The sequence below is a fragment of the Klebsiella sp. SWET4 genome (assembly GCF_024296565.1).
GTDB classification, from domain to species: Bacteria; Pseudomonadota; Gammaproteobacteria; order Enterobacterales; family Enterobacteriaceae; genus Klebsiella; species Klebsiella variicola.
The window spans coordinates 487,204-503,280 of sequence record NZ_JANCOB010000001.1 but is presented as its reverse complement, the minus strand read 5'-3'; the positions used below and the strand labels follow the sequence as shown (position 1 = coordinate 503,280).

Annotated in this window: 15 protein-coding genes; 5 read left to right on the top strand and 10 right to left on the bottom strand. The window is 62.0% G+C overall.

Features of this window, described 5'->3' with window-relative positions; all coding sequences use genetic code 11:
- Positions 1-4: 4 nt before the first annotated feature.
- From argE to NKJ21_RS02675, 5 genes are all read right to left on the bottom strand, one after another.
- Complete coding sequence (gene argE / locus NKJ21_RS02695; protein WP_023279025.1) at positions 5-1,177, bottom strand: acetylornithine deacetylase; 1,173 nt, start codon at positions 1,175-1,177, stop codon at positions 5-7.
- Positions 1,155-1,829 (bottom strand): DUF1028 domain-containing protein, encoded by a 675-nt coding sequence (locus NKJ21_RS02690; RefSeq protein ID WP_008805132.1) that lies wholly within the window; start codon positions 1,827-1,829, stop codon positions 1,155-1,157. The genes argE and NKJ21_RS02690 overlap by 23 nt, the downstream gene beginning before the upstream one ends.
- Positions 1,826-2,260 (bottom strand): RidA family protein, encoded by a 435-nt coding sequence (locus tag NKJ21_RS02685; protein WP_004190423.1) that lies wholly within the window; start codon positions 2,258-2,260, stop codon positions 1,826-1,828. The genes NKJ21_RS02690 and NKJ21_RS02685 overlap by 4 nt, the downstream gene beginning before the upstream one ends.
- A 24-nt stretch (positions 2,261-2,284) precedes the next feature.
- Positions 2,285-3,544 (bottom strand): NAD(P)/FAD-dependent oxidoreductase, encoded by a 1,260-nt coding sequence (locus NKJ21_RS02680; RefSeq protein WP_022065437.1) that lies wholly within the window; start codon positions 3,542-3,544, stop codon positions 2,285-2,287.
- A 168-nt stretch (positions 3,545-3,712) separates the two neighbouring features.
- A complete protein-coding gene (locus NKJ21_RS02675; protein ID WP_004190428.1) occupies positions 3,713-4,627 on the bottom strand; it encodes a LysR substrate-binding domain-containing protein in 915 nt (304 codons plus the stop codon).
- 488 nt (positions 4,628-5,115) lie between these two features.
- Here NKJ21_RS02675 and NKJ21_RS02670 point away from each other — a divergent pair, with 488 nt between their 5' ends.
- The 4 genes from NKJ21_RS02670 to NKJ21_RS02655 are packed head-to-tail and all read left to right on the top strand — an operon-like array spanning position 5,116 to position 9,126.
- On the top strand, positions 5,116-6,636 hold the full coding sequence (locus NKJ21_RS02670; protein WP_004190429.1) for an amino acid ABC transporter permease/ATP-binding protein: 1,521 nt from the start codon (positions 5,116-5,118) through the stop codon (positions 6,634-6,636).
- Between the two features lie 26 nt (positions 6,637-6,662).
- Positions 6,663-7,535, top strand: a complete 873-nt coding sequence (locus tag NKJ21_RS02665) for a phytanoyl-CoA dioxygenase family protein (protein WP_004224469.1) — start codon at positions 6,663-6,665, stop codon at positions 7,533-7,535.
- A 23-nt stretch (positions 7,536-7,558) separates the two neighbouring features.
- The gene (locus NKJ21_RS02660) at positions 7,559-8,389 is read left to right on the top strand and encodes an ABC transporter substrate-binding protein (protein ID WP_008805135.1); all 831 of its coding nucleotides are present in this window, start codon (positions 7,559-7,561) and stop codon (positions 8,387-8,389) included.
- Between the two features lie 5 nt (positions 8,390-8,394).
- On the top strand, positions 8,395-9,126 hold the full coding sequence (locus tag NKJ21_RS02655) for a class II aldolase and adducin N-terminal domain-containing protein (RefSeq protein WP_232757131.1): 732 nt from the start codon (positions 8,395-8,397) through the stop codon (positions 9,124-9,126).
- Between the two features lie 18 nt (positions 9,127-9,144).
- Here the strand turns inward: NKJ21_RS02655 and NKJ21_RS02650 are convergent, their stop codons facing one another.
- Together NKJ21_RS02650 and NKJ21_RS02645 are read right to left on the bottom strand one after the other, a co-directional pair.
- Positions 9,145-10,035: an oxidoreductase gene (locus tag NKJ21_RS02650; protein WP_016160898.1), complete on the bottom strand. Its 891-nt coding sequence runs from the start codon at positions 10,033-10,035 to the stop codon at positions 9,145-9,147.
- 124 nt (positions 10,036-10,159) lie between these two features.
- The gene (locus NKJ21_RS02645) at positions 10,160-11,659 is read right to left on the bottom strand and encodes an aldehyde dehydrogenase family protein (protein ID WP_012541945.1); all 1,500 of its coding nucleotides are present in this window, start codon (positions 11,657-11,659) and stop codon (positions 10,160-10,162) included.
- A 235-nt stretch (positions 11,660-11,894) separates the two neighbouring features.
- Here NKJ21_RS02645 and feaR point away from each other — a divergent pair, with 235 nt between their 5' ends.
- A complete protein-coding gene (gene feaR / locus NKJ21_RS02640; RefSeq protein ID WP_221019344.1) occupies positions 11,895-12,797 on the top strand; it encodes a transcriptional regulator FeaR in 903 nt (300 codons plus the stop codon).
- On the opposite strand, the gene NKJ21_RS02635 is transcribed toward feaR, so the two are convergent.
- The 3 genes from NKJ21_RS02635 to NKJ21_RS02625 are packed head-to-tail and all read right to left on the bottom strand — an operon-like array spanning position 12,798 to position 15,950.
- The gene (locus tag NKJ21_RS02635) at positions 12,798-13,121 is read right to left on the bottom strand and encodes a YdbL family protein (protein ID WP_012541948.1); all 324 of its coding nucleotides are present in this window, start codon (positions 13,119-13,121) and stop codon (positions 12,798-12,800) included. It abuts the gene before it with no gap.
- 7 nt (positions 13,122-13,128) lie between these two features.
- Positions 13,129-13,314: a YnbE family lipoprotein gene (locus NKJ21_RS02630; protein ID WP_012541949.1), complete on the bottom strand. Its 186-nt coding sequence runs from the start codon at positions 13,312-13,314 to the stop codon at positions 13,129-13,131.
- The gene (locus NKJ21_RS02625; protein ID WP_008805141.1) at positions 13,311-15,950 is read right to left on the bottom strand and encodes a YdbH family protein; all 2,640 of its coding nucleotides are present in this window, start codon (positions 15,948-15,950) and stop codon (positions 13,311-13,313) included. Before NKJ21_RS02625 ends, NKJ21_RS02630 begins: the two co-directional genes overlap by 4 nt.
- Positions 15,951-16,077 lie beyond the last annotated feature (127 nt).

The window sequence follows — 16,077 nt, the reverse complement described above, 5'->3', positions numbered from 1 at the left end:
GGGATCAGGTGAGCGGTTCCGCCGGTTCGGCACGCATCCACGCGCAAAGCTGTCGCAGCATCGTCATACAGCGCTCGGTCTGCGCGATGCTGATGTACTCATCGGCCTTATGGCCCTGGGCCATGCTGCCCGGTCCGCAGACCAGGGTCGCGACGCCCATCTCATCGAACAGCCCTCCTTCGGTGCCGAACGCCACGGTGGAGAAGCGGTCGCTGCCGCACCACTGCGCCAGCCAGCGGGCGAAGTCGGACTGCGGATCGCTGAGCAGCGGCGGATAGTGGCTTAACAGCTGGAACTGGATGTCGCTCCCGCTGCCTACCCGGCGCATCTCCGGCAGCAGCTGGCGATGGGCGTAGGCCGCCAGCGCCTCGGTGACCGCTTCGGGACGCATCCCCGGCAGGTAGCGGATCTCAAAATCAAAGCGGCAGGACTGCGGAACAATATTCAGCGCGGCCCCACCCTGAATGGTGCCCACCTGCAGCGTGCTGAAGGGCGGCGAAAAGCGGCTGTCCTGCTGCCGGGCCAGACGCACGCCCAGCCGATCCAGGTGGTTGATCAGCCTGGCCGCGTAGCGGATGGCGTTCACCCCCTGCGGGGCATAGGCCGAATGGCAGGCCTGCCCCTCGATGCAGCAGCGCATGGCCAGTTTGCCTTTATGACCGAACACCGGCTGCATCTCTGTCGGCTCGCCGATGAGGCACAGCGCCGGTTTCTCCGGCGAGGCCTGCAGAAAATCCACCAGGCTGCGCACACCGAGACAGCCGACCTCTTCGTCATAGGAGAAGGCCAGATGCAGTGGCATGCGCAGCGGCGCCGCCAGAAAGTCATCCACTGCCGCCAGCACGCAGGCGAGAAACCCCTTCATATCGGCGCTGCCGCGGCCATAGTAGCGGCCATCGCGCTCGGTGAGGCTGAAAGGCGGAACGCTCCAGGCCTGGCCGTCCACCGGGACCACGTCGGTGTGGCCCGAGAGCATCACCCCACCGCCGCCGGACGGCCCCAGCCGGGCGTAGAGATTGGCCTTACCGCCCGACGGGTCATAAAAGCGGCGCGACGCCACGCCGCGGGCAGCGAGAAAATCGGCGATCCAGTCGATCATCGCCAGGTTCGAATGGCGGCTGGTGGTGTCAAAAGCCAGCAGCGCGGCGAGGATGTTATTCATCGCCGGGGACGCCATAGGCGGGCGCATCGCGAGGGTCGAGCGCCCGGGTAATATAGGCGTCCATTTGCGGCTCCCAGGCCAGCCACAGTTGCTCAAGGGCCGCCAGCGGATCCGTCTCCGCCCAGTCAATACGCAGATCGACCACCGGCCACGGGTAATCGTCCACCACCTTCACCGCCGCCGAGTGGACCGGGCCGGCCTCGCCCCCGGCGGCAATCCCCGCGCGCAGCCCGGCCAGCAGCCGGCTGGCCAGTTCACCGCTCGCCGTCTCGAAGGCGGCCACCATCGCGGCGATCACCTCGTGACTGGCCAGCATGTTGCCCGCCGCCACGCAGTTATCTCCCGCCAGGGTGCCACCGATCCCGAGAGTATGTTCTCCGCTGAACGCCGCCACTTCACCGTTGGCATCAATCGCCGCGACCTGGCGATATTCGCGGAAGCGGTCCTCCGCCAGGGCCAGGTTCAGAGCCTGCTCAACGGAGGCCCCCGCCTCAAGCGCACCAAGAATATGCGGCCCCAGCGACGGTAAGGTTATGTTCTGACTGGCGACTGCGCCGACGCCGGGCAATAGCCACGGACAGCGCGATCCCACGGCCATGCTCGACGAACTAATGGCAATGCCCAACTGACCTGATTCCGGGCAGCGGGCGCTAATAGAGAGAGTCATTCTGCTGCCTCCCCCTGCCAGTCGTCAGGGATCACCGCCGTAACGTCAATCTCCATCAGCCACTGCGGCTGCGCGAGGGCCGACACCACCACCCCGGTGGAGATGGGAAAGACGCCTTTTAACCATTTGCCCACCTCCTGATAGACCGGCTCGCGATAGCGGGGATCGATCAGATAAGTGGTGGTCTTGACGATATGCGAGAGGTCGCTTCCCGCCTCTTTCAGCAACTGTTCAACATTCTTCATTGCCTGCTCCGCCTGCGCCCGCGGGTCGCCGAGGCCAATCAGATTGCCTGCGAAATCGGTGCCAACCTGGCCGCGAACGTAGACGGTATTGCCGGCCCGCACCGCCTGGCACAGATCGTTGTTCAGCGCCTGGTTCGGGTAGGTCTCTTTGGTGTTAAACATGCGAATACGGGTATGAGTTGGCATCAAAGCACTCCTTAAGGAAAACGGTTAACAGGACGGCTGGTAACGCTGGTACTGGCGCTGAATGGCGATCTGGTCGGCAATATATTTGGCATCGTGCCAGACGCCCCAGATAAAGGTGGACCCGCGCCGCGAGAGCCAAGGCAGGCCGAGGAAATAGACGCCCGGCTCCGTCGATACGCCGCGGTGATGCTGTGGCCGCTGTGCGTCATCGAAGGCGTTGACCTTCAGCCAGCGATAGTCGGTGGTGTAGCCCGTCGCCCAGATGATGGTGCCGATCCCGGCCTCAGCCAGATTGAGACTGAGCAGCGGGTCGGTAACGCAGGCCGGATCGGGCAGAAATTCGCGGGCGGAGGGCTCTTCGGGCAGGTCCATACCGTTGCGGGCCACCCACGCGTCCGCGGCGTCGAGCAGCGCAAGGTAGGAGGCATCGCCGCGGCGGATATTCTCCGCCAGGTCGTGGTGAAACAGTGCTTTGTCACCGTCAAAGCCACGGGTCTGCCCCACTAACGTGACCCCCTGATGCGCCAGCTGGCGAAAATCGACGGTATGGCCGCCGCGCGCGCCGCTCACCGCGATAGTGACATGCTCTTTACCCGGCGCATTGGCCGCGGCATCCCACATTCCCAGCACCCCGAGCCACCAGCAAAAATCGCGCTGACGATAGCGACGCGGCGGGCGGTCGTGCGCTCCCACCGACAGCCACACCGCGCGTCCGGCTCGCTGTAGCTCATCGGCAATCTGCACGCCGGAGGAGCCTGCGCCAATCACCAGCACACCGCCCTCCGGTAGCTGCTGCGGGTTAAAATAGTGCGCGGAGTGGAGCTGCTGAATAGCCTGACTCTGTGGGGCGATGGCCGGGATCACTGGCCGCTGAAACGGCCCGGTGGCCGCTACGATCCGCTGCGCTTCAATCACCCCCTGCGAGGTGTCGATACGAAAGCCCGGCCGTCCGACGAGGCGTTCGGCGCTGAAAACCTCCACCCCGGTACGGATCGGCGCATTGAAGCTGCGGGCATAGGCGGCAAAATAGTCTGCCACCTGCTCTTTGCCGACAAAGCTGTCTGCCGGGCAGTCCGGGAACACCATGCCCGGGAACCGATCGTGCCAGGCCGGGCCGTTGGCGACCAGCGAATCCCAGCGTCCGCTGCGCCAGGCCTGGGCAATACCCTGCTTTTCCAGCACCAGGTGGGGGATATCCAGCCGGGTCAGATGCTCGCTCATGGCGACGCCCGCCTGCCCCGCGCCCACCACCAGGGTATCGATCTCGGTAATCTGTTCAGTCATTTCGCTATCCTTCAAGCACAGTTGCCGACGACGTCGCCGGAATTGACGGCTTTCAGGTTATTTAACTGTGACGAATTGGTAAAATATTATAAAACGATCGACTGAATAGAATTTTGCGAGGCTGAGTGACGACAAAAAATAATGCCTGCCGGATCGACAGGCGTTATTTCAGGCGTGAGTTGGGGTTAATTCGATGCTGCGACAATAATCCATAAACAGTTGCGTCGGCCGCGTGGGCTCATTATTCGCGAGATGCGCCATAATTAAGGTCGAGGCGGGCATCTCGTCGGCAATATCCCGCTGCACCACTCTTTCACCATCGTAGGTCATATCGCAGCAGGGCCGGGTGACCAGCACCGAAAAACCCAACCCCTGACCCACCATACAGCGCACCATTTCAATGGAGGGGGAACTGTAAGCCACTTCCGGGTGATAACCCTTTTCCTTAAAGATGGAGATAAAATAATTTTTACTGGGGACCGCATCGAGGAGGATCATCGGCTCGCGGCTCAGCTCCTGCAGCGTCACCTGCGCCTTCTGCGCCAGCGGATGCGCGGCGGGCAGCAGCGCGTAGGGTTTATGCGGGGCATTGAGCCGCTCTTTATTGATCGAATGGCCGAGCTCCAGATCGTAAACCAGCGCCAGGTCGAAGCGGCCGCGGTGCAGGCCATGCATCAGCTCATGCTGTTCGCCGTCGTACAGATGCAGGGTGATTTCCGGATAGCATTTCTTAAACCCGGCCACCAGCTTCGGCATATACAGCGGAGCCACCGATTCGAAGCAACCGATGGAGATCATGCCAGAAACCAGCTCTTTATCCGCTCGCGAATTCTGTTCGAACTCCCAGGACAGGCGCAGCAGCTCTTTCGCTTTATCGTAGATCCGCCGACCGCTGGAGGTGAGCGAAACGCCCTGCGCATGGTGGCGAATAAACAGCTGCTGGTCGAAGGTGCTCTCCAGATTCTTGATGGCAATCGAAATCGACGGCTGCGCAATGTGCAGCTGGCGGGAGGCCTCAGCGATACTCTCCGTCTCCACCACGGTGACGAAATATTTGAGCTGCTTCAGGGTAAATCGGTTCATAGCATCACCATTGATAAAATATGGTCCGGCGCACACGGGGAATAGTTTTCCTCTAAGTCCCAAGCAATCCGCGTGCCACCCCCGGAAAAGAGCGGCGCATTGCCCGACAAGGGGCGACAATATTTATTATTGCTCTACGCCCGCGTGGTTTATTTCCACCATTGCACCATCATGCGCCACGCTGCACGCCAGACTGGCAGCGTCTGCCCCAGTTTCGCGCAAAATAACCTGTCTGCTCAAAATAGCGTTATTGAATTACAGTCATTGTTTTTAAATTGTTTACGCAAAGTATCTTAACAATCACTTTAAATTCCATATCGTTAATATCGCTGTATAGTTTTTTTAAACTTAAAGGCCAAAAATTTACTAATTGCCTCTGAAAGCATCCTACCAGCATAGTGTATTCGCACGATGAATACCGGTGGCTCCCCATTACGGCACAGCCGAGCCACTTTCATTTTTGATAATTATGACGAGTGAAATAGCCCATGACGTTTAACTGGAACTACATGTTAAGCCTGCTCAGCGATGCCGATTTTTGGTGGGCCACCTGGACCGTCATTAAATTAAGTCTGCTGACCTGGGGCTGCAGTATTGTGCTCGGATTTATTCTGGCGCTGGCCAAACAGTCGCCGCGCGGCTGGTTATCCACCCCAGCCCGGCTGTATATCTGGTTATTTCGCAGTATGCCGCTGCTGGTCCTGCTGATTTTTGTCTACAACATGCCGCAGGCGCTGCCCTCCTTCGCCCCGGTGCTGAACGATCCCTTCTGGGCCGGCCTGCTGGCAATGGTCCTCAGCGAAGCGGCTTATATCGCCGAGATCCACCGCGGCGGATTGCTCTCCATCCCTCGCGGGCAGAGCGAAGCCGCGCGGGCCCTGGGGTTGCGCTACGCCGGGATCCAGTGGCGGGTGATCATCCCCCAGGCGCTGCGCGTCGCCCTGCCGGCGCTGGCCAATGAATATATCGCCATCGTGAAGCTCAGTTCGCTGGTGTCGGTGATCTCCCTGACCGAAATATTGATGGTCGGCCAGCAGCTCTACTCGCAGAACTTTCTGGTCATGGAGACGATGACGGCCGTGGCGTTTTATTACATCTTTATCGTCACGGTGTTCGATTTTCTGCTGAAACGGCTGGAGAACTACCTTGACGTGACCCAGCGCAATACCGCTCGTCCGGTAGATGCCGAGATGCAGCGGCTGGCCAGCGCCCGCCGCCCGGCGATGGCGCGCAGCGTCACCCAGAGTCATGAGCCGGCGCTGCAGGCCTCTAAGCTGCATAAGGCCTACAACAACGTCGAAGTGCTGGGGGCGGTGAGCCTGCAGATCCAGCCCGGCGAGGTGGTCTCGGTCATCGGTCCGTCAGGCTCGGGGAAAACCACCCTCATTCGCCTGCTGAACGGTCTTGAGCAGATCGATAACGGCGAAATTCAGATTAACGGCCAACCCTTTATTCACCTCGACCGCCAGGGGCAGCAGAAGCCGCGCTTTATGGAGAATGCCGAACATCGCCTGAACATCGGCATGGTGTTCCAGAGCTTTAACCTGTTCCCGCATCTGACCGTGTTCGGCAATCTGCTGCTGGCCCCGCGCTATCACCATCTGGCAAGTGACGCGGAACTGCGCCAGCACGCCTGCGAACTACTGCACAAAGTGGGCATGCTGGAGCACGCCTGGAAGTATCCGCACCAGCTCTCCGGCGGACAGCAGCAGCGGGTGGCGATCGCCCGCGCCCTGATGATGCGTCCGCAGATCATGCTGTTCGATGAGCCCACCTCGGCGCTGGATCCGGAAAAAGTGAATGAAGTGCTGCAGGTTATCGAATCCCTGGCCCACGAAGGCATCACCATGGTCATCGTCACCCACGAGATGAACTTCGCCTTCAAAGTGTCCGACCGGATCGTGTTTATGGAGAAAGGCCGGGTGGTGTGCGATGACACGCCGCAGGCGATGCGTAGCGGGCAACACCCGCGGGTCGAGGCCTTTCTCAAAGATGTTTCTCTGGCTTAACTATCGGAACGTGAAGAGGAAAAACTATGATTGCGCAGTGGCAAATTGATCAGTTTCATCAGCAGGGTTTTCTGGTGGTCGAAGAGGTGCTTTCCAGCGCCGACATCGCCGCCCTGCAGAGCGATTTCGACGGCTGGGTCGAGGAGAGCCGCGGTCACGCGACGGTGTGGGGAGAAACCCTCGACGGGCGGCCGCGCTTCGATATCGAGCGCGATCATGCTCCTGACCATCCGTCGCTGCGCCGGGTCGCCTCCCCGACGGAGATCTCCGAGGCCTATCGCCATACTGCGCTGAACTCGCGGATGGCGACCATCGCCGCGCAGCTGATCGGCGGCAGCGGCACCCGCTTTCATCACAGCAAAATTAACTCCAAGCTGCCGCACACCGCCACCGAGGTGAAATGGCATCAGGATTTCCTTTTCACCCCGCACAGCAATGACGACATCATCACCGCCCTGCTGATGGTCAGCGAGGTGACGCCAGAGAATGGCCCGCTCAACGTGGTGCCTGGCAGTCATCAGGGGCCGCTGTGGTCCCACTGGCAGGAGGGGCGCTTCACGGGGGCGGTGGATGATGAGGTGGTGGCGACGCACTGCCAGCAGCCGCAGGCCTGTTTTGGCCCGGCGGGCTCAGTCTGCTTTATGCATACCCGCCTGCTGCACGCCTCCAGCCCCAACGAGACCGCCCTGCCGCGCACCCTGTTCATCAGCGTCTACGCCGCGGAGGATGCGCTACCCTACGGCGAAAACCCGCTGCCGAGCCGCCATGCCGGCCAACTGGTCGCGGGAGAAGAGAGCGGTCTGGTGCGCAGCACCAATAACCAGCTTCGTCTGCCGCAGAAGCCGCGCGGCGCTTCGTTTTTTGTTCAGCAGGCCGGCGCCGATCGCGCCAGCATGTAATTTGCCCACACTCCGGAGGTTTTATGACACGCATTTTCGCACCACGCCCGCTGACCCTGCTGCTCTGCGCAGCGGCTGCTCTGACATCCTTTAGCGCACTGGCCTTTCAGCAAAGCGGTAAGATCACCGCCGGTTCGGACATGACCTTTTTTCCTTACGAGTACATGGAAAACAATAAGCCAGCCGGTTTTGACATCGAGCTGCTCGATGGTCTGGCGAAGACTATGGGCCGTGAAGCAGTGAATATCGATACCCGCTTCCCCAACCTGATCCCCGGGCTGCAGGGTGGGCGCTTCGATATCACCAACTCGTCGATGTACATTACCGCCGAACGCCTGAAGGTGATCGATATGGTGCCGTACCTGAAAAGTGGGGAAGCGATCCTCGCCCGCAAAGGCGGCGACTACCAGCCTAAGACCCCGGAGGACTTCTGCGGGCATAAAATCGGCTCGATGGGCGCCACCTCGTGGCTGGCGCAATTGCAGAAGCTTTCCGCCGACTACTGCGTGAAGAAGGGGTTGAAGCCGATTGCGCTGAGCGTTTATACCACCGACCCGCAGACCACCCAGGCGCTGTTGTCGCGCGCGGTGGATGCGCAGATCACCGACGCCGCCGTGGCGCGCGGGGTGGTGGAAAAACTGGGTGACCGGGTGGTTATCTCCTCTGACACGCTGATCTATCCGGTGCTGAACGGCTTTGGCGTTAAAAAAGGCAATACTGAGGTGAAAACCGCCCTCGAAGAGGCGCTGAAAAAATACAGCGCGACGCCGGAATATGCCGCCCTGCTGAAGAAATATCACTTCCAGGCGCCGACGGCGGACGATCTGCAGACCCTGATGCCGAAAGCGGAGTAATGCCCATGCGCGATTCCGATGAAGAGCAGATCCGCATCGACCTGGCGGCCACCTTTCGCATCATTGCCCATCTCGGCATGCATGAGGCGGTGGCCAACCATTTCAGCGCCGCGCTCTCCGCTGACGGGAAAACGTTTTTACTCAACCCGAAGTGGAAACACTTTTCGCGCATCCGCGCCAGCGATCTGCTGGTGCTGAACGCCGATGATGAACGTTGCGCCGCGCGCCCTGACGTCGATGCCACCGCGTGGGCTATTCACGGGCAGATCCATCAGCGGCTCCCGGACGTGCGGGTGGTGCTGCATCTGCACCCGGTGTACACCACCAGCCTCGCCTGTCTGGCGACGCCGCAGATCCTGCCCATCGACCAGAACACGGCCCGCTATTTTAACCGGGTCGCCGTCGATACGCTGTACGGCGGGATGGCGGACACCGCGGCAGAAGGCGCCCGGCTGGCGGGCCTGCTGGCGGACAAACGCCGCCTGCTGATGGGGAATCACGGGGTGCTGGTGACCGCCCTGACCATCGGCGAGGCGTTCGATGATATCTGGACCCTGGAGCGCGCCTGTCAGATCCTGATCACCGCCTGGTCCACCGGCCAGCCGCTGAAGGTTCTGTCAGACGCGGTAGCGGAAAAAACGGCCCAGGACTGGGAGAAGATTGCCGATTTCTCGCGGCAGCATTTTGCCGAAATGAAGCAGTTAATGATCGACCTCGATCCCTCCCTGGTGGACTAACCCCCGCGCCTGCCCGGGTCAGCCCGGGCCGTCGCTGGCTGCCGCCAGCAGCGGCACGATGATATCGCTGAGCGGTGTCGGAATGCCGTGCTGACGTCCGCGACGCTGCACCACGCCGTTACGAATATCCCACTCCAGCGGTCGGCCATTCAGACGATCGATCAGAATAGAGGTGCTTAAGTCGGCAGGCGCCCGGTGAAAGCCGGCGATAATCTCCTCCGGCACGCTGTCGCCCAGGGCGGCCCCTTCCGCCCGCGCCACCTGCAGACATTCGCGCAAATAAGCCAGTCCGAGGGCAGTAATGTCTTCCCGGGCAAACATCCCGGCGCGGCGTCCGGTCAGCACCATCAGTCCGGCTACGGCGTTCTGCAACAGTTTACGCCAGGCCACGGTGGTAAAATCCGCCGCCAGGTCCACCGCGCAGCGGGTCCCCGCCAGCGCCTGCTGCACTCGCTCTGCCCCCGGCAGATCCGGGAGGGTCAGGCGCGGCGTGGCGCGCAGCCAGACAGAGGCATCGGCATCGCGCTGCGCCGGAAACCAGACCACCGAGGGCAACACCGTCGCGCCGCCGGTCAGGGGGGCAAACTGCTGGCGCTGCTCAACGCCGTTTTGCAGCACGCACACCACGGTGTCCGTGGAACACAGGGCCGTCAGCCAGGAGGCGATGGCCTCCGTCTGGGTAGTTTTCACCGCGACAAAGACCAGGTCGAAGGGGGCGGCTATCGCCGTTGGGTCGGTGTGCACCGGGCCGGGCACCACGATCTCGCCCTCGTCAGTGCGCAGCACCAGCGCCGAATGGGCGGTACGCCCGCAGACCATCGGCGCCCTCCCCACCTCAAACAGGGCGGCGGCGATAGTCGTGCCGATGGCGCCGGGACCAATAAGTGCAACCTTAGGAAATGCTGACATGCCGAAGACCTCCTGATGATTCACCGCCCTGGTTGGGCAAAGATTGCCCTCCACAGTAGCGAGAAAGACCGGAGGTCGGCAAGCGGCGCGTCGGGAAAAGCCATTCGCTTTCCCCGACAGCGGTCTAGTAACGCACGCAGACGGATTTGGTTTCGCACCAGCCGTCGAGCCAGTCAGGGCCGAAATCGCGGCCGGTACCAGACTGCTTCATGCCGCCGAAAGGCAGGTTGGCGTCAATCAGGGTATGGCTGTTGACCCATACCGTTCCCGCCTGCAGACGGTCGGTGTAGTTCAGGGCCTGGGTTAGATCGCGGGTCCAGACGCTGGCGGTCAGGCCAAAATCGCTGTCGTTGGCCAGACGCAGCGCCTCCTCGCCGTCGGCCACCCGCACCAGGTTCACCACCGGGCCAAACACCTCCTCACGGGTGAGGCGCAGCCCGGCGTCGGGGTTAACCACCAGCGTCGGCGGAATATAATACCCCCCCGCATCCGGTCCGGCGCTGCCGCTGATGAGCTCTGCCTTCTGCTGGCGAGCCTCTTCGAGGTAGGCCGCCACCTTGTCGCAGTGGGCCCGGGAGACCACCGGGTTGATCTGCGCCGTCTCCTGCATCCCCGGCCCCACCTGCAGCGATTTTACCGCCTGCTCGAAACCGCTGACCAGGGTGTCAAACAGCGGCGCTTCGATGTAGATCCGCGAGCTGGCGGCGCAGACCTGCCCCTGATTGAGGAAGCTACCGGTCATCAGCCCCTCAATAACCCACTGGGGATCGGCATCTTTGAGCACAATCGCCGGGTTCTTGCCGCCCAGCTCCAGCGTCACGCGAGTCAGGCGGTCGGCGGCCACGCGGGCGATCTGTTTCCCGGTCGCCGTCGAGCCGGTAAAGCTGACCTTCGCTACCTGCGGATGGGCGGTCAGCGCCGCGCCGCAGCCGGCGCCGCTGCCGGTGACCACGTTGAATACCCCGTCAGGTATGCCCGCCAGGGTCGCCAGCTCCGCCACCCGCAGCAGGGTCAGCGGGGTGGTTTCAGAAGGTTTGATGACGATCGAACAGCCTGCCGCCAGGGCCGGCATGACCTTCCACATGCCGATCATCAGCGGGAAATTCCACGGGACGATGCCCGCCACCACCCCGACCGGCTCTTTTTTGGTCCACGCCTGGTAACGCGCCCCTTGCGGGAACGGGATCGACACGTCCAGCGTCCGGCCGCTGATCTTGGTGGTCAGCCCCGCGGTGTAGCGCATCCAGTTCAGGGTGCAGCCGACCTCAAAGGCGCGAGAGATCGCAATGGATTTGCCCTGCTCAAGGGTTTCCAGTTGCGCCAGCTCTTCGCCGTGCTGCTCCACCAGGTCGGCAAAACGCAGCAGGATGCGTTCACGGTCGGCCGGGGTGCGCCCGGCCCAGCGGCGATCGACAAAAGCGCGCCAGGCGGACATTACCGCCCGGTCAACATCCGCCGGGCTGGCGTCGGCGGTGGTGGCAATCGCCTGCCCGGTGGCCGGATCCCAGACGGTTAACCGGTTTTCGCTCTGCGCGGCGCAGGGAGCGCCGTCGATATACAGGCCATGCTGACGGTCTAAAAACTGCTGGACGCTGGCAAGCAGCGCTATCTGAGAGGTGGACATACCCTTTCCTTATTCTTCGCGGATAGTGCTTTCAGTCTATGTCCGGTTGGCGGCTGGCGCTTTTTTCTCTGTGACATTCGTTTGCGCCGCTGTGACAGTCGCCGCAAATCCGCGGCTTACCCTGGCAGAAATGTGCCGCAGGTAATAGTTCTTTCATATACCCGCCATCGCGGCCTTGCCTGAGGCGGCATAAATGCAACAATGCGGAAACATTGTTATTACAGGAGAAGGGCGAATGATGACCACGGCAGAGGGAGGGCTGGCGTACCAGCGCTGGCTGGCGACGATCAATCAGGTCTGCGGCCATTTCGCCGCCCGGCCGCTGGAGGGGCGCTTCCACGGCGAGATTGACGCCCGCTACGCTGGTAACCTCAAGGTCAGCACGGTCACCGCCGCCGGCGTTAATCTCTACCGCACACACAATGAGATAAAACGCGATAACGACGCCTGGTTCTACACCGTATTTCAGCTTGCCGGCGAAGCCATCATCGAACAGGACGATCGCCAGGTGACGCTGGCGGCGGGCGATATCACGTTAATCGATGCCGCCCGCCCGTGCTCGATTGTCTGGCAGCAGACCTCGCGTCAGGCCTCCCTGCTGCTGCCGCGCCAGCGGGTGGCGCCATCAGGCGACATCGCCACCGCCTGCCGGCTGGACAAATCCCTGCCAATGGTGCAGCTCAGCCAGCGACTACTGCTGGAAAGCATGGGCGGCACGGTGCTCTCCGCCAGCGAGAGTGAAGCGGCGCTGGAGGCGATCGCCTGCCTGTTGCGCCCGGTGCTGCATCAGCGCGAGCCTGCCCCTTCCCGGCGGGAAAAGCAGTTTCAAAAGATTATTGCCTTAATCGATGCGTCCATTCAGTCGGAGCATTTGCGCCCGGAGTGGCTGGCCAGCGAGACGGGGATGTCGGTACGCAGCCTGTACCGGCTGTTTGCCGACAAAGGGCTGGTGGTGGCGCAGTATATTAAGAACCGGCGGTTGGATCTGTGCGCCCGGGCGCTACAGAATGCCCACGACGACGAAAAGCTGGCGGGGATCGGCTACCGCTGGGGCTTCAGCGACCACAGCCATTTCTCCACCGCCTTTAAGCAGCGCTTTGGCGTCTCGCCGGGCGAATACCGCAAGCGCTGCCGCTGATCATTTACGCCGCCACTGGCCGTTCAGCCCCTGGACGTACTCCCCGGGCTGAGCCCGGGCCACCAGCTTCTGCCCGGCCATTTTCGCCACTTCATCTACCGGCAGATTGTTGTCATCCGCCAGCTGCTGGTAGCTTTCGCTGCGCGCGGCGTTGATCTGCTTCACCAGCGCTAAGGTCTCTTTATCCTGGCGCAGCGGCGCCAGATAGCCGTTCAGCGTTTCCCCCACCCGCCCCTGCTGCCGCGCTTCGCTCAGGGTCAACGCCAGCGCGGGCGCGCTGAGTAAGGTCAGCGCCAGCGCTGCGCTTAACAGTCGTTTTCTCATCGTCGCCTCAGAACAGATCGCTGCGGGATTTCAGCAGATTTTCCACATCCTTATCGACCTTGATGTGGATCTCATGCTCAATTTTGACATTCATATTAATGGTGATGGGCTCTTTCGATGCCGCAATTTCGATACGCGGCGTACAGCCGGCGAGCAGCATCGGCGCCACCATGGCCAGTAGCAACTTCTTCATTTAGGTTCCTTACATGTCTTACCGTCCGTACAGCGCCGCACGGGCAGCATGGCATTCTGTTCGAGCCACGCCTGTAAATTGTCGCCGAAGCGTAAACTGCGCCACAGGTCGAAAATATTCTCTTCATGAGCGTAGTTTAAATGCACGGTACTGCTTTTCCCGTCCACCCGGCTGGTACCGTTGATGGTGGCCTTAAGCGTCAATACGCCCAGATTGTCGAGGTTAATCCGCGTCCACGAGCGGGAGATCTCCATATAGCGCAGCCAGTTAATCGCCGCCCCGGCGGAGACATTGTCCGCCACCAGCGCATCGGCAGTGTCTTTATCCAGCCGCAGGGTCATCGGCCCGTCATTACGCAGCCAGCCGTCGTGGATGATCCATTGGTTGTTTTCCAGCCACAGCGGCAGCGCGCCGCTCACCGCCCCGGACATAGCGAACTGCTTCACCTTGACGGCGCTGGTGAGTTCGCTGCTGGAGATATGTTGCAGACGGATCAGCGCCGGGTCGCGCTGCGGCATGCGCAGCTGCAGCAGGGTCAGTTTTCCGCCTAACAGATCGACGCTGACGTCGCTGAGCTGCAGCGGATTGGCCTCACTCCACGGCCAGGTGCCCTGTAGGTCCGCCGTCAGATTGCGCGCGGTAACCTGGTTGACGATTTCGCCAATACGCAGGGAGACCGGACGGCGGGTGCCCAGCTGCCAGTGGCCGTCGCTGAAACGGAATGGCAGCACGAAGTCGACGCCGTTAATCTGATTGTCCGGCATCCAGGCGCTGCCGCCCTTCAGCACGCCGTGGCCGCCCGCCTCAAATCCCTGCCCGGCTGCTGCCGAAAAGGCCACCTGCGCATAGAGACTGCCTTCCCGCAGATTCATCTTCCAGTCCGGTGGCACCAGCGGCTGGAACACCGTCAGCGACTGTTTTGGCCACCACGCCTGGCCGCGCAGCCGTTCGCCATCCCAGCGCCCGGTCAGCCGCACCGGGCCAATGGTATCGGCGTGCAGGGCGCCGGTGAACTGGAACCACGTCGGGTCCCGGCCGTCGAGGGCAAATTTCAGCGTTGACGCCGGGAGATAGCTGCCGCCGGAGAAGGTGGTCTTTGCCGCGTCCAGCGACAGCGCGCCGGTCAGCCGCGGGTGCTGGGCATCACGCAGCCAGCGGATCGGCTGCTCGAGCGTCAGACGCGGCGTACTGACCCGCATCGTGCCGTACTCGAGCTTATCGAAGCCGGTGGAGAGGCTGCTCAGGGTAATAGCATTGTCGCGCCACTCCCCGCTGCCCTTCACATCCCAGCGCGCCTGCATCGGGGTGAAGTGTCCCTCACCCCAGTAGCGCCATTGCCAGCGGCCGCTGTCGGGCAGAAAATCGCTCGCCTGACCGTCCAGATGCAGCGTAAAGTCGCCCATCTGCTGCTCATGGGCGCGGAGGATCGCCTGCAGGCGGCCATCGACGCCCTGCTGGGTCACTTTCACCCCAGCCAGCGGCCAGCGAATTTCATCAATATTCAGCGCATCGATCACTCGTCCGCGCGAACGCAGCAGCGCCCCGGGATGAAACGCCAGCTGCGGGCTGACCAGCGACCCGCTGAGCTGCGCCGGCAGCGCCGCGTAGAAGATCATCTCCCCCAGCTTGGCCTCGCCGGTGAGCCGCAGCGGCATGTCGCTGTTATCCATGCTTAGCTTGCCCGGACCGATATTCAGCACCGCGTTGCCTTTGCCGGCATGCCCCTCGGTGAGGACATTTAAGCGACCGCTGACGGTCATCTGCTCGGTCCCCTGCTGCCAGTTACCCACCGACAATGCGACGCGCCCGCTGAGCGGATAGTTCTGGTAGCGGGTGCGCCAGCGGCCGTCGCTGATGGTGATCCGCTCCGGGGTGATCTCCCACGGCAGGTCCAGGATCGGCTCTACCTCGCCGCGCGGCGTCACCAGCAGCTGGCCGCGATTGTGCTGCCACTCGAGCTCGGCATCGATCCATTCCGCGGTTTGTGGAAATTCAAAGGTGCCCTGCATCTGGCCGTCGACCGGCAGACCATCCGGTACCAGCGGCAGGTGGAAGGTTCCCACCAGCTTCACCGGCGGCTGATCGTCAGTCAGCCGGGCGCTGAACTGGCTGACGGTGAGGGCCTGGCCGCGCAGGCGCGCCTGCAGACTCAGTTCCTTACCGGCAAAGCCGATGTCCTGCTGCGCTGGCGTCAACGACATCACCAGCCGCCCCTGCCATTTCTCCCACGGCGACAGCCGCAGGTTATCAATCGTTAACCAACTGTAGGGCAACATCGATTGCCATTCGGCGAGGGTGCGCGGCGATCCCGGTGTGGGCTCGCTGGCCGGCAGTTTGCTCAGACAAGCGCTGTTGATGTCCAGCTGGCCAATATGCAGCCGCCAGCGGCTGGGACGCGAAAGGCGGGTATCGGTCACCCGGGCGAGTTCACAGTCGCCCACCAGATAGCGCAGGTCGGGGATCAGCAGAGCCGACCGCGTCAGACGCGGGCTCTCCTGCAACGAGATACGAGTGCCAACAGGCAGCCAGATGCCCGCCAGCGTCGGCACCCAGTGGGTCAGCGTCAACAGCAGCGTTAGCGGCAATAACACCAGCACTAACACCAGCGCGATGGCGGCTTTATATTTACCCTTCATGGGCAGTTAATATCCTGATTCAACATAAGTAAAAGCCGAATGGCGCCCATTGTGACACGTTCGACCAGTGAGTGAAAGTTTGCGACCTGTTAAAGCATAGTTGCCAGCCGGACTCGCGGCGCGGCGA

What these genes read in the sequence shown, in the direction of transcription:
- argE (WP_023279025.1), bottom strand. Translation starts at nt 1,177, where the DNA reads ATGGCGTCCCCGGCGATGAATAACATCCTCGCCGCGCTGCTGGCTTTT.
- NKJ21_RS02690 (WP_008805132.1), bottom strand. Translation starts at nt 1,829, where the DNA reads ATGACTCTCTCTATTAGCGCCCGCTGCCCGGAATCAGGTCAGTTGGGC.
- NKJ21_RS02685 (WP_004190423.1), bottom strand. Translation starts at nt 2,260, where the DNA reads ATGCCAACTCATACCCGTATTCGCATGTTTAACACCAAAGAGACCTAC.
- NKJ21_RS02680 (WP_022065437.1), bottom strand. Translation starts at nt 3,544, where the DNA reads ATGACTGAACAGATTACCGAGATCGATACCCTGGTGGTGGGCGCGGGG.
- NKJ21_RS02675 (WP_004190428.1), bottom strand. Translation starts at nt 4,627, where the DNA reads ATGAACCGATTTACCCTGAAGCAGCTCAAATATTTCGTCACCGTGGTG.
- NKJ21_RS02670 (WP_004190429.1), top strand. Translation starts at nt 5,116, where the DNA reads ATGACGTTTAACTGGAACTACATGTTAAGCCTGCTCAGCGATGCCGAT.
- NKJ21_RS02665 (WP_004224469.1), top strand. Translation starts at nt 6,663, where the DNA reads ATGATTGCGCAGTGGCAAATTGATCAGTTTCATCAGCAGGGTTTTCTG.
- NKJ21_RS02660 (WP_008805135.1), top strand. Translation starts at nt 7,559, where the DNA reads ATGACACGCATTTTCGCACCACGCCCGCTGACCCTGCTGCTCTGCGCA.
- NKJ21_RS02655 (WP_232757131.1), top strand. Translation starts at nt 8,395, where the DNA reads ATGCGCGATTCCGATGAAGAGCAGATCCGCATCGACCTGGCGGCCACC.
- NKJ21_RS02650 (WP_016160898.1), bottom strand. Translation starts at nt 10,035, where the DNA reads ATGTCAGCATTTCCTAAGGTTGCACTTATTGGTCCCGGCGCCATCGGC.
- NKJ21_RS02645 (WP_012541945.1), bottom strand. Translation starts at nt 11,659, where the DNA reads ATGTCCACCTCTCAGATAGCGCTGCTTGCCAGCGTCCAGCAGTTTTTA.
- feaR (WP_221019344.1), top strand. Translation starts at nt 11,895, where the DNA reads ATGATGACCACGGCAGAGGGAGGGCTGGCGTACCAGCGCTGGCTGGCG.
- NKJ21_RS02635 (WP_012541948.1), bottom strand. Translation starts at nt 13,121, where the DNA reads ATGAGAAAACGACTGTTAAGCGCAGCGCTGGCGCTGACCTTACTCAGC.
- NKJ21_RS02630 (WP_012541949.1), bottom strand. Translation starts at nt 13,314, where the DNA reads ATGAAGAAGTTGCTACTGGCCATGGTGGCGCCGATGCTGCTCGCCGGC.
- NKJ21_RS02625 (WP_008805141.1), bottom strand. Translation starts at nt 15,950, where the DNA reads ATGAAGGGTAAATATAAAGCCGCCATCGCGCTGGTGTTAGTGCTGGTG.